This window comes from Rhizobium sp. P44RR-XXIV, assembly GCF_001999485.2.
Taxonomy (GTDB): Bacteria; Pseudomonadota; Alphaproteobacteria; order Rhizobiales; family Rhizobiaceae; genus Rhizobium.
This window is the reverse complement of the sequence record NZ_MPVZ02000026.1, coordinates 562978-575466: the sequence shown is the minus strand read 5'-3', so window position 1 is coordinate 575466 and position 12489 is coordinate 562978. Positions and strand designations below refer to the sequence as shown.

The window sequence follows — 12489 nt, the reverse complement described above, 5'->3', positions numbered from 1 at the left end:
AAGGAGAACGAGCATGAACCCGACCAATCCGCGATACGGCGCGGGAGCCGCCGCCGGCTCGCAGGCGCTCTTCGACGAAGGTCTGCGTCAGCACATGCTGCGCGTCTACAACTACATGGGCATCGGCCTGGTGCTGACGGGTATCGTCGCCATGGTGGTCGGCACGACGCCGGCGCTCTATGTGCCGATCTTCCAGACGCCGCTGAAGTGGGTCGTCATGCTGGCGCCGCTCGCCTTCGTGTTCTTCTTCTCGTTCCGTATCCAGACCATGTCGGCAAGCACGGCGCAGATGATGTTCTGGGCGTTCTGTGCGGTCATGGGCCTGTCGCTGGCTTCGGTCTTCCTGGTCTTCACCGGCACGAGCATCGCGCGGACCTTCTTCATCGCTGCAACCATGTTCGGCGCGACCAGCCTCTACGGCTATACGACCAAGCGTGATCTTTCCAACATCGGCTCGTTCCTGATGATGGGCCTGTTCGGTGTGATCATCGCCAGCATCGTCAATATCTTCCTTGGCTCCAGCGCCCTGCAGTTCGCCATCTCGGTGATCGGTATCGTCGTCTTCGTCGGCCTGACCGCCTGGGATACGCAGAACATCAAGGAACAGTATGCCGAGAACCATGATCAGGAATCGCAGCAGAAGCTCGCCGTCTTCGGTGCCCTGTCGCTCTACCTGAACTTCGTCAACATCTTCCAGCTGCTGCTGAACCTCACCGGCGAGCGGGAGTAGTTTTGAAATCACCGGCTTGGGCATGGTCGGACCCGAAAGGCACTCCACGCTTTTGGTGATCATGCTCGGGTTATGCGTCTCCCTGGGGGCTTGTTGAGACGCATGAAGCGCCTGCAGTATCTGCGCCGATACTGCAGGCGCAACTTTTTTGGGGGATTGGAAAACTGGAGTTGCGATCGAAGCGGCCGGCTCATGGCGACGAGCGGCAAGATCTTCCTCGCGGTATCGAGGGTGGCAAGCCCACTCGATGAAGCACCGGTTTTGCAGCCATCTTCGCCGCAGCGCGGCAAGGGGAAAGGTGCCGGACTAAGAGAGCACCGTTTAAAAGAAAGGGCCCGATAGCGCTAGCTAGCTGCTATCGGGCCCTTGATTCATTGGAGGTATGCGGCCCCTCGTTTGTCAGAGCCGCACCGTGGTCCTACCACTCGGCGACGCTGCCGTCCTCGTGACGCCAGACGGGGTTGCGCCAGCGATGGCCTTCCTTGGCGCGCTCGATGACATAGGCTTCGTCGACTTCGATGCCGAGGCCTGGTCCCTGAGGAATGCTGACGAAGCCGTCGGCATACTGGAACACTTCCTTGTTGGAGATGTAGTCGAGGATGTCGTTACCCTTGTTGTAGTGGATGCCGAGGCTCTGTTCCTGGATGAAGGCATTGTAGCTGACGGCATCGACCTGCAGGCAGGCGGCAAGCGCGATCGGCCCGAGCGGGCAATGCGGCGCCAGCGCCACGTCATAGGCTTCCGCCATGGCCGCAATCTTGCGGCATTCGGTGATGCCACCGGCATGGGAAAGATCCGGCTGCAGAATATCGACATAGCCGTCCGACAGGACCTGCTTGAAGTCCCAACGCGAATAGAGGCGTTCGCCGAGCGCGATCGGCGTCGAGCAATGATTGGCAATTTCCTTTAATGCTTCGCGGTTTTCCGAGAGAACAGGCTCTTCGATGAACAGCAGCTTGTAGGGTTCAAGCTCCTTGGCCAGCACCTTGGCCATCGGGCGGTGGACGCGGCCGTGGAAGTCGACGCCGATGCCGATATAGGGGCCGATCGCCTCGCGGATGGTGGCGATGGTCTCGACCGCCTTCTCCACCTTGTCGTAGGTGTCGACGATCTGCATCTCCTCGCAGCCATTCAGCTTGATCGCCTTGAAGCCGCGGGCGACGACTTCCTTGGCGTTGTTGGCGACGTCGGAGGGGCGGTCGCCGCCGATCCAGGAGTAGACCTTGATCTTGTCGCGCACCTGGCCGCCGAGCAGCGAGTGGATCGGCTGTCCGAGCGCCTTGCCCTTGATGTCCCAGAGTGCCTGGTCGATGCCGGCGATGGCGCTCATGTGCACGGCGCCACCGCGATAGAAGCCGGCGCGGTACATGACGTTCCAATGGTCTTCGATCAGGAAGGGATCCTTGCCGATCAGGTAATCTTCCAGCTCGTGGACTGCCGCCTGCACGGTCAGTGCCCGGCCTTCGACCACCGGCTCACCCCAGCCGATAATGCCCTCATCCGTCTCGATCTTCAGGAACAGCCAGCGCGGCGGCACGATGTAGGTCGTCAGTTTCGTGATCTTCATGGGTAGGTTTCCATTTCGGCTTTGGATGATATCAGCGGTCAGCAGCCGCGGATTTCGAGGTTTCTGGTTTGATCCTCCGGCCATCCTCCAGCCGTCGTTCGACGGCGAGATCGCGGGCGGCGAGATCGAGCATACGATGGGCACAGTCGCGGGCGGCGGTGCGATTGCGCAGACGCAACGCCTCCACCAGCTCGCCATGAACGATAATTGCCTCGTCGCGGCTGTGGGCGGCGACATTCGAGGCGTGCAGGGCATATTTGAGGCCAGCATGCATGGCGCTGGACAGGCGGCGGAACACCTGGTTGTGGCTGGCGCTCAGCAGCACCTTGTGAAAGGTCACATCGGCTTCGGTAAAGCCCTCCGGATCGTCGCTGCTATCGCGCATCTGCCGCCAAGCATTGTCGAGATCGGCAATTTCCTGAGCGGTGGCACGCTCTGCGGCATATTCGGCGGCGGCCGGCTCGATGGTGCGCCGGGCTTCCAGAATGGAACCGAGAATATCGAACTGCGCGATATAGGGGCCCATCCACTCCAGCACGTCCTGATCGAGGATGTTCCAGTCGTCCTTGTCGCAGACCGTGGTGCCGATACGCGGCTTGCCGCGCACGAGGCCTTTCGATTCCAGTACCTTGAGGGATTCGCGGATGACCGTGCGGCTGACGCCATAAATCGCGCACAGATCGTTTTCGCGCGGCAGGATCGATCCCGAGGGATAGCGCTCGGAGCAGATGTCTTCGGCGATCGACGCCGTCACGTTCCTGCGCACGCGCGGGCGGCGCGCGGGCTGGGCTGACGAGCCATGCTCCTGTCTTTCGAGCGATTCCACCCTATCTCCTCCACTCGATCCCGCATGTCCCCGGGGAGCCTTTCCCGACAAGAGGCAGGTGGGTCTTCCATGCAGCCGATGTCCAGTCAGGCTTTGTGAGCGTGTCGACCTCAATATACGATAATCATCATACATTGGCAACTTTATTGTATGATGATTTAAAAGCCTACGTGTTGTCAGCGGGAACAATCCGCCTCGCCGCGCTTTGTCAAAGACGACGCCCGTCCTGTTACGGCGGCGTCGTCTTCGAGGGATAGAAGGACTATGGTGCCCGTGCGGCTGGCATGAATGCTTTTGCCGCCGGATCATCGCGGGAGGCGAGGATTACGCTTCCGAAGCTCATTTCAACGACAAGGAGGACGATATGCAGATCAATCGTACAGGTTCGGCTCAATGGGCTGGTGGCTTGAAGGACGGCAAGGGCCAGATCTCAACGCAAAGCGGCGCGCTCAATCATCACCCCTATGGTTTCGCCAGCCGTTTCGAAGGCGTCGCCGGCACAAATCCGGAAGAGCTGATCGGTGCTGCGCATGCCGGCTGCTTCACCATGGCCCTGTCGCTCATCCTCAATGAGGCCGGTTTCACCGCCGAGAGCATGGAAACGACGGCCAAGGTCACGCTTGAAAGCGTCGAAGGCGGCTTTGCCATCACCGCAATCCATCTGACGCTGACCGGCAAGGTTCCGGGCGCCGACGAGGCCACTTTCACCGAGCTTGCGAACAAGGCAAAGGCCGGTTGCCCGGTTTCGAAGGCGCTGGCTTCCGTTCCGATTTCGCTGGAAGTTCACGCCGCGTAAAACGGACTTTCACGGGTGTCGTGCCGCGCTGGATCGCGCGGCGCGCTTCATGTATATTAGCTATTCCGGGCATTGGGCTGTCATTTTCATCAGGATGTAATGCCCGATGAGAGGGGCAAAAATGTCTGGAATTTTGTTGATTCACGTCGTCATAAGCCTGATCGCCATCATCAGCGGCATTATCGTTGCTGCGGGTTTTCTCACCGCCGATCCTCATGGACGGTCGACGCTGGTCTATATGGTCACGACCATTCTCACCAGCCTGACGGGTTTTCTCTTTCCGTTTCATGTCGTTACGCCGGCATCATCGTTGGCAGTCTCTGCGTTCTCATCTTCATACCGACCGCACTGGCGCGCTACCGCTTTCATCTTGCCGGCATCTGGCGTCCGGTCTTCATCATCGGCGCCATGGTGCTCCTGTTTTTCAACTGTCTCGTGCTGATCATCCAGTCGTTCCAGAAGATACCCGTGCTCAACGCACTGGCACCGAATGGCAACGAGCCGCCGATACTGGCCGCCCAGGTGGCGTTGCTGGTGGCCTGTATGCTTGTCGGCTATTTCAGTATCCGCCGCTTCCGCCCCACGCTTCTGGGCGTCTGATCTCGGGCTAAAGGCTCCTGCGACAAAATGTCGGACACATCCGGTCGTTCGGTCGGGCGTGTTGTCGATGATTTAACCCTTGTTTCAGGTTGTTCGGCGCATCCTTGGTTTATTGATTAGCGTCTAAAAACCGCCTGCAGTTGCGGGTGGTTTCTTGACATGGACGTCATGATGATTTACGAGTGACGAAAATTGAAAATCGTCACTCGTAAATCATCAGGTTCAAATCATGCTCGATCTTCCCGATATCAGCGCCGATCCAGCGCGAGAGGAAAACATCGCGCGCATTCTCGAAGCGGCCGAAAGGCTCTTTCGCTACTACGGCTACAGCAAGACGACGGTTGCCGATATCGCTCGCGATCTCGGCATGTCGACGGCGAACATCTACCGGTTCTTCGGCTCCAAAATCGAAATTCACCAGGCTCTGTGCGGGCGCATGTTGGGGCAGAGCTACGAGATGGCCCTCAATATCCGCAATCAGCCGATCAGCGCATCCGAGCGGCTGCGAACCTATGTGCTCGCTCAATACAAGATGACGCTGGAGACCATGCTCGACGAGCAGAAGGTCCATGAGATGGTGGTCATTGCCATCGAGCGGGACTGGCATGTCATCGAAAAGCATATCGAGCGTATTCAGGATCTTATTGCCGAGATCATCGCCGAAGGGATCGCTGCCGGCGAGTTCGTCGAGCAGGATCCGGTTGTTGCGGCGAGGTGTTTCGCTGCCGCGACCGTCGATCTCTGTCATCCGCAGATGGTGGCGCAATGCCTTGCCAAGCCATACCAGGCCAAGCCCGAGGATCTCGTCGAGTTCGTCATCAGGGCATTGAAGAAATAGCAGTTCGTGCGCCGGATGGCCGGCGTGCCCCCACTCTTTTGTTCGACTTTAGGAGAGCGACATGGTTTCGCTGACGACCAACACCCTACGGACCGTTGCCGGTGCGGCTTTCTTTGCCGCCTTGGGGCTCGGGCTTGCGGGCTGCAATGAGAAGAAGGAAGAGGCGGCGGAGGTGGTCCGGCCGGTAAAAGTGGTCGAGATCGCTCAGGCTGACACGACACGCAAGCTCGACTATTCCGGCTCCGTCAAGGCACGGACAGACATGAACCTCGGTTTCCGCGTCAGCGGCAAGATCGTCGAGCGCAAGGTGGATATCGGCCAGAAGGTCAAGCCCGGCGATGTGCTCGCCCGCATCGACTCCACCGACTACGTTCTGGCGGTGCGCCGCTCGCAGGCGGACCTGGATTCGGCTGAAAAGCAGGTCCAGACGACCGAGCTTGCCCGCGACCGTGCCCAGAAGCTCTTCGACAAGAACGTCGGCTCCAAATCGCAGCTCGAACAGGCCGAGCTCTCCTATGATCAGGCGTCCTCGACACGAGATTCCGCAGTGTCGGCGCTCGCCGAGGCGAAGAACCAGGTCGCCTACAGCGATCTGACGTCGGACATGAACGGGATCGTGACGACAATCAACGCCGATGTCGGCCAGGTGGTCAGTTCCGGCACACCCGTCATCACCGTCGCCGTCGATGGCGAAAAGGAAGTGCTGATCGCTGTGCCGGAAATGGATATCGCGCAGTTCAAGGTCGGCAAGGCCGTCAAGGCGCGCTTCTGGTCCGACGACGCGCTGGTGCTTGACGGTAAGGTGCGGGAAGTGTCCGGCAGCGCCGATCAGTCGCGCACCTTCGCGGTGCGTGTGAGCCTGCCGGCCGATCAGCGCGTGTTGCTCGGCATGACGGCGACCATCGAGGCGCTCGCCGACAACACCCAACCCTATGTTTCCATTCCGCTGAGCGCCCTTGCCCAGAAGGATGGGCAACAGATCGTCTGGCTTGTCGACCGCAATGCCGGCACCGTGCATTCCCGTGCCATCAAGGTCGCCGATTTCGCCGATGACGGCGTGCGCATTGCCGATGGCCTCAAGACCGGCGACGTCGTCGTCGCGGCGGGCACGCAATTCATGACTGAGAACATGAAGGTCAAGCTTCCGGCTGCTCCAGCTCAGCAGGCCTCCGCAGACACCAATTCCGCTTCGGCGGACGTCGTACGCTGATCCGGATCGAGAGGGCGAAACCATGTCCATCAACAACACTTCCGGTGGGAAGCAGCGGTTCAACCTGTCGCGCTGGGCGATCGGCCATCCGAGCATTGCGCGGTTCCTGTTCGGTCTCATCATCATCGCAGGCGCGCTCGGCCTGACCCACATGGGTCAGAAGGAAGATCCGGATTTCACCTTCCGTGTCATGGTCGTTCAGACCGTATGGCCCGGCGCTTCCCTGCAGGACATGGAAGACCAGGTGGTCAACAAGATCGAGCGCAAGCTGCAGGAAACGCCGCATCTCGACTGGGTCAAATCCTATACCCGCGCCGGCTTTGCCATCACGACGGTCCAGATCAAGGGCGACACCAATACGGCTGAGGTAAAGGACGCCTTCTACCAGATCCGCAAGAAGGTCGGCGATATCGGCAACGAACTGCCCTCCGGCTTGCTCGGCCCTTATTTTAACGATGAGTTCGGCGACACCTTCATCACGCTGCATTCGATCAGCGGCGACGGCTATTCCTATCCGGAGCTGAAGAAATTTGCCATCCAGGCGCGGGATATGCTGCTCTCGACCCCAGGTGTCGAGAAGGCCACCATCATCGGCGACCAGGCCGAGCAGATCTATATCGATGTCTCCTCCAAGGTACTGGCTGAGCGCGGCTTGACGCTCAACGACCTGAAGAATGCCGTCGTCGGCCAGAATAATGTCGATCCGGCTGGCAACGTCGATACCAGCACACGCTCGGTGCGCATCTCCGTCGAGGGCGATGTCAACAGGATCGAAGACATCAAGAACCTGCGGCTGACCGCAGGCGGCCAGGTGACACGCCTCGGCGATATCGCCACCGTCACGGCTGGGCTACAGGACCCCTATACCGCCAAATTCCTCTACAATGGTCACGCCAGCGTGCAGCTCGGCGTCGTCATGGCCAACGGTTACAAGGTGACCGACGTCGGCAAGTCGGTGGAGGAAACCTACAAGCGCTTCGAAGCATCGCTGCCGGTCGGCGTTCAGGTCGACCAGATCGCCAATCAGCCGGATGTCGTCACCGACGCGATCAGCGAATTCATGCATGCGCTCGGCGAAGCTCTCGTCATCGTGCTGATCGTCTCCTTCCTGTCGATCGGCTGGCGCTCGGGCCTGGTGATCGCTATCGCCATTCCGCTGGTGCTGGCCGCAACCTTCGCCATCATGTACGAGTTCGGCATCGACCTGCAGCGCATCTCGCTCGGAGCGCTCATCATCGCACTCGGCCTGCTGGTCGACGACGCCATGATCGTGGTCGAGCTCATGGAGCGCAAGCTGGAGGAGGGGCTGGTGAAGCTCGATGCCGCCAGCTTCGCCTATTCCTCGACTGCCTTCCCGATGCTGACCGGCACGCTGATCACCACGGCAGGCTTCATTCCCGTCGGCTTCGCGGCATCGACGGCGGGCGAATATGTCCGTTCGCTCTTTTATGTCGTCGGCATCGCGCTCGTGGTGTCCTGGTTCGTGGCCGTCTATTTCACGCCATGGCTCGGCTACATGATCCTCAAGCAGCGGCACCATGCCGGTGAGCATCATGATGTGTTCGATACGCGCTTCTATCGCCGCCTGCACTCCTCGGTTGCTTGGGCCGTGCGCCACCGCGTCATCGTTCTGCTTCTGACGATCGCCGCCTTCGTCGGCAGCCTCTGGTCGTTCCAGTTCATTCCGCAGAACTTCTTCCCGCAGTCGTCGCGTCCTGAAATTCTCGTCGACCTGTGGCTGCCTGAGGGCACCAGCATCAAGGAAGTCGAACGGCAGGCCCAGGCGCTGGAATCGCGCATGGCCGACGATCCGGACAAGCGCTTCATCGCCACTTATGTCGGGCAGGGCGCACCGCGCTTCTTCCTGCCGCTCGACCAGCAGCTCACCAATCCGAACTATGCCCAGATGCTGGTCATGGCCAAGGACGAGCCGGCTCGTGAGCGTCTGATCACCAAGCTGCGTGGCATTCTGGCCGCAGACTTCCCGTCCGTCCGTGGCAAGGTCGACCGCCTGTTCCTCGGTCCGCCGACTGGCTGGCCCGTACAGCTGCGCGTCATGGGTCCGGATCGGCAGGAGGTTCGTCAGATTGCCGACCAGGTAAAGCAGCGCTTCGCCCAGAATCCGCTGCTCGGCGCCATCCACGACGACTGGCTTGAGCCGGTACCGGCGATGAAGCTGGTGATCGACCAGGACCGCGCCCGTGTGCTCGGCGTTACCTCGCAACGCATTCGCCAGATGCTGCAGGCCTCGATGTCCGGCTTCACGCTCGACAATTATCGCGAAGGCGAAGAGACCGTCGGGATCGTTGCCCGCGAGCCGGACGCAAGCCGCCATCTGCTGACCTCGGTCAATTCCATCTATATCCCGACGGATAGCGGTGGGTTCGTGCCGCTGTCGCAGGTCGCCAAGATCGTGCCTGTCATGGAGCAGAGCATCGAATGGCGACGCGACCGTCTGCCTACCATCACCGTGCGGGCGACCTTGCCTGACGATGTGCAGTCGAACGACGTGACCGCCAAGCTTTATAACGACATGGCGGATCTCAGAAACAGCTTGCCGGCCGGCTACAAGATCGAGATCCAGGGCGGTGCCGAAGACAGCGCCGAAAGCCAGGCTTCGATTGCCGCCAAGGCGCCGATCATGCTCGTCATCATCGTCGTGTTGCTGATGATACAGCTGCAGCACTTCGGCAAGGCGATGCTGGTGCTGGCGACCGGTCCGCTCGGCATCATCGGGGCTGCCGCGGCTCTGCTCATCAGCGGCGCGCCCTTCGGCTTCGTGGCGATCCTCGGCGTCATCGCGCTGCTCGGCATCATCATCCGCAATTCGATCATCCTCGTCGACCAGATCGACCAGGATATCGCGGCGGGCATGGATCGGAAGGAGGCGATCATCGGCTCGGCCGTTCGTCGTTTCCGGCCGATCATGCTGACGGCGCTGACGGCGGTGCTCGCGCTGATCCCGATCTCGCGCGGCGTCTTCTGGGGCCCGCTCGCCTACGCTATGATGGGTGGTATCCTGGTGGCGACGATCCTGACAATCTTCGTCCTGCCTGCCGGCTATGCCTTGTTCTTCGGTCGCGAACCGAAGAACAAGGCGGCGGAGCCACCGGCGAAGGATCAGGTCGAGGACAACGACGAGAACGCTCTCCACCTCCCGCCGTCGATGGCGGCGGAATAAGGGGGCAGTCTAAGTCTGACTCCCATTACAGTGCAGGGTAGCTTTGTTTTTTTGTTGTCTGTATCTGTTGCTCATTCCCGGCCCGATCTCGAAGACGGGTCGGTTGCAGACGCGGCGGTTCCGATGACGGCAGATACAGACAATAGTTCCAAGCTGGATTGGCAATCGCTGCAACGCTTCTCGTTTGGCAATAGCCCTGCTTTGGCCGATGAACTGCTCGATCTGGTTTTAGAGGGTAAGAAGACCGGAACGTGTTGGTCTGTTAGAGATGGGCAATTGACCGAGATCGGTCAGCGATCCGTCGTGTGCGACGGTAAAGGCGTGCCGAGGGCGATCATAGAGACCGTATCCCTGGAGCAACGGCCCTTTGATCAGGTCGGTGAAGCCTTTGCGCATAGTGAAGGCGAAGGCGATCTGAGCCTCGAATATTGGCGCCGCGCGCACCGCTCCTATTTCGAGGAGACAGGCGGGTTTGAACCGGCGATGATGCTATGGTGCGAGACTTTCCGTCTCGTTGCGATCCTGGATCAGCCTTTAGCTCTCTAGATAGCTTGCCTCTTCGAAGAATAATTCAGGAGGACGATTCCAGGATTGTCGGCTTGCCGTCGGCGAGCTTAAGGATCGTCAGGGTTCCGCCCATGGAAATGGCGGTGTCGATGCCGATACGATCCTTGCCGAAAACGGGCTGGGAGTCCGGCGTGTGGCCGTGGATCACCAGAAGCGGCAGCTGCGGGCCATCCCACAAGAATGGCTCGCGGATCCACATCAGATCCTCATCTGTCTGATCCGCGAGCGGTATGCCCGGACGGATGCCGGCGTGGACGAAGAGGAGCGGGCCGACGGTGACGGCGCCGGCCAGGGAGCGCAGCAGATCGACATGCGCCGCCGGCATCGCCTTCAGCGTGAGATCGCGCAGCTCCCTGATGCTGCGGCCTTGTGCCAGCAGCTCTTTCGCATCGATGCCATAGGATGCGAGTGTCGGCAGCGCGCCAAAATCCAGCCAGTGGCGATTGGCCTCGGGGTTATCGAGAAAGCGCAGGAAGACATCGTCATGATTGCCGCAGAGCACGTAGCGATCGAAGCCCTCCGGCGGCGGTGCGCAAAGATGCGACAGCACATCGCTGGAGTGCGGGCCACGATCGACGTAATCACCGAGGAACATCAGCAGCTTTCGGCCGGGAAGGGTGCTGGCATCTTCGACGATGCGCTTTTCTGCTTTCACCATGGGATGGTAACATCCATGGATGTCGCTCAGCGCGTAGATGGCCGTGTAGTCGTGTGCGGAAAGGCTGATGCGTGTGCGTTGGGATTGTTCCATGAACTTCGCCGTTTTCCCCGGTGAAAGGCCGATAAAATAGCCCGATCTTTGCCGTCCGCAAGCGTTGGCACAGCGATATGATCATTTAAAAATATGTAAGTAATTTCCAGTTCTTGAGTGATATTGCGGGCTGTCACAGCCAACGGTCCCTGATGCGCCTAAAAGACGGAGGACGTTAGGTGTGGCGAGGCGTCCGTTTGATCGCGGCAAGCATCTCGGAACATCTTGCAACGGGAATGTGCGATGGCTTGACGGTGCCAATGATCTCACCAATGGTCGAGCCTCGGGGCAGTTTTGCTTCACGGCTGGCTGGGAGGAGATTGCCGAAGCCGTTGATGGTTCTGGCTGCGGGAAACGATCCAAGAAGGAGGTACATAGTGAAGCACGTAAAATCGATCGGCCACGTCGCCGTCAGCGTCAAGGATATCGAGCGCTCGCTCGACTTCTATGTCAACAAGCTCGGCTTTGACGAGATGTTCCGGCTGGAGCGCGACGATCGGCTCTGGATCGTCTATCTGCGTATCACCGACACGCAATATATCGAGCTGTTTCCGGATGCGGTGGGCGACAGCGCGCCGCCATTCGCCAATGTCGGCTTCAACCATCTTTGCCTGGAAGTGGACGATATCGATGGCGCCATTGCCGAACTCACCGCAAAGGGCGTCACGCTTACCTCCGAAAAGAAGCTCGGCGTCGATCACAACTACCAGGCCTGGATTGCCGATCCAGAAGGCAATCGTATTGAGTTGATGCAGCTTGGCGAGAAGGCGCTGCAGCTTCAGGCGATCGCCCGGCTGCGGCAGGAGCGGACTTGACTATAAGAGTTCCTTTCGGTTGCCGTCGCGTAGATTTATCCACACGACGGCGACCGCGTTTCCAGGTTCGAAACTGCTCGCGCATCACTCCCGATATGCGGCTTCCAGGCCAGCAATATCGAGCTTGACCATCCCCATCAAGGCCTGCATGACGCGGGCAGCCTTTGCCGTATCGGGGTCGGCCAGATATTTGCCAAGCACCGTTGGCACGACCTGCCAGGAGACGCCGTAGCGGTCCGTCACCCAGCCGCATTCCACAGGTGCTCCGCCATCGCAAAGCCCATTCCAGAGGCGATCGACCTCGGCCTGATCGGCGCAATCTATTTCCAGTGAAATCGCATGATTGAACTCGACGCGGCTGCCGCCGTTCAGCGCCATGAAGCGCTGACCGGCAAGCGTGAAGTTGACAACCAGAACCTCGTCGGGTTTGCCTGCCGGCGTATCGACAATGTTCTTCTGTACATGATCGATCCGGGAATCCGGAAAGATCGAAACATAGAAGTTCGCTGCTTCCTCCGCTTCTCGTGCAAACCACAGGCACGGGGCAATCTTCGACATTGGGTACTCCTCTCTCTCGTTGGATGTTCCTAGGACGAACGAGTGGCGCC

General features: G+C 59.8%; 12 protein-coding genes. 8 read left to right on the top strand and 4 right to left on the bottom strand.

What is annotated here, in order from left to right:
* Positions 1 to 13: 13 nt before the first annotated feature.
* The gene (locus tag BSK43_RS11650) at positions 14 to 730 is read left to right on the top strand and encodes a Bax inhibitor-1/YccA family protein (protein WP_068394737.1); all 717 of its coding nucleotides are present in this window, start codon (positions 14 to 16) and stop codon (positions 728 to 730) included.
* A gap of 418 nt (positions 731 to 1148) precedes the next feature.
* On the opposite strand, the gene dgoD is transcribed toward BSK43_RS11650, so the two are convergent.
* A complete protein-coding gene (gene dgoD, locus BSK43_RS11645) occupies positions 1149 to 2297 on the bottom strand; it encodes a galactonate dehydratase (RefSeq protein ID WP_068394738.1) in 1149 nt (382 codons plus the stop codon).
* 31 nt (positions 2298 to 2328) lie between these two features.
* Positions 2329 to 3123 (bottom strand): FadR/GntR family transcriptional regulator, encoded by a 795-nt coding sequence (locus tag BSK43_RS11640; RefSeq protein ID WP_077472485.1) that lies wholly within the window; start codon positions 3121 to 3123, stop codon positions 2329 to 2331.
* 364 nt (positions 3124 to 3487) lie between these two features.
* On the opposite strand from BSK43_RS11640, the gene BSK43_RS11635 reads away from it, so the two are divergent.
* The 6 genes from BSK43_RS11635 (at position 3488) to BSK43_RS11610 (ending at position 10294) form a co-directional block, all read left to right on the top strand.
* Positions 3488 to 3919, top strand: coding sequence for an OsmC family protein (locus BSK43_RS11635; protein WP_077472486.1), 432 nt, complete (start codon positions 3488 to 3490; stop codon positions 3917 to 3919).
* Positions 3920 to 4018: 99 nt separating this feature from the next.
* Positions 4019 to 4519, top strand: coding sequence for a hypothetical protein (locus BSK43_RS11630; protein ID WP_246662534.1), 501 nt, complete (start codon positions 4019 to 4021; stop codon positions 4517 to 4519).
* 229 nt (positions 4520 to 4748) lie between these two features.
* Positions 4749 to 5357: a TetR family transcriptional regulator gene (locus BSK43_RS11625; protein ID WP_068394741.1), complete on the top strand. Its 609-nt coding sequence runs from the start codon at positions 4749 to 4751 to the stop codon at positions 5355 to 5357.
* A gap of 61 nt (positions 5358 to 5418) precedes the next feature.
* Positions 5419 to 6567, top strand: a complete 1149-nt coding sequence (locus BSK43_RS11620; protein ID WP_068394742.1) for an efflux RND transporter periplasmic adaptor subunit — start codon at positions 5419 to 5421, stop codon at positions 6565 to 6567.
* Between the two features lie 22 nt (positions 6568 to 6589).
* The gene (locus BSK43_RS11615) at positions 6590 to 9748 is read left to right on the top strand and encodes an efflux RND transporter permease subunit (protein ID WP_077472487.1); all 3159 of its coding nucleotides are present in this window, start codon (positions 6590 to 6592) and stop codon (positions 9746 to 9748) included.
* A 123-nt stretch (positions 9749 to 9871) separates the two neighbouring features.
* Entirely contained in the window at positions 9872 to 10294 is a 423-nt protein-coding gene (locus tag BSK43_RS11610) for an ASCH domain-containing protein (RefSeq protein WP_077472488.1), read from the top strand.
* Positions 10295 to 10319: 25 nt separating this feature from the next.
* Here the strand turns inward: BSK43_RS11610 and BSK43_RS11605 are convergent, their stop codons facing one another.
* Positions 10320 to 11066, bottom strand: a complete 747-nt coding sequence (locus BSK43_RS11605) for a metallophosphoesterase family protein (RefSeq protein ID WP_077472489.1) — start codon at positions 11064 to 11066, stop codon at positions 10320 to 10322.
* A gap of 377 nt (positions 11067 to 11443) precedes the next feature.
* Between BSK43_RS11605 and BSK43_RS11600 the strand changes: the two genes are divergently transcribed.
* Complete coding sequence (locus BSK43_RS11600; protein ID WP_077472491.1) at positions 11444 to 11881, top strand: VOC family protein; 438 nt, start codon at positions 11444 to 11446, stop codon at positions 11879 to 11881.
* Between the two features lie 84 nt (positions 11882 to 11965).
* On the opposite strand, the gene BSK43_RS11595 is transcribed toward BSK43_RS11600, so the two are convergent.
* Positions 11966 to 12439, bottom strand: coding sequence for a VOC family protein (locus tag BSK43_RS11595; RefSeq protein ID WP_077472492.1), 474 nt, complete (start codon positions 12437 to 12439; stop codon positions 11966 to 11968).
* Positions 12440 to 12489 lie beyond the last annotated feature (50 nt).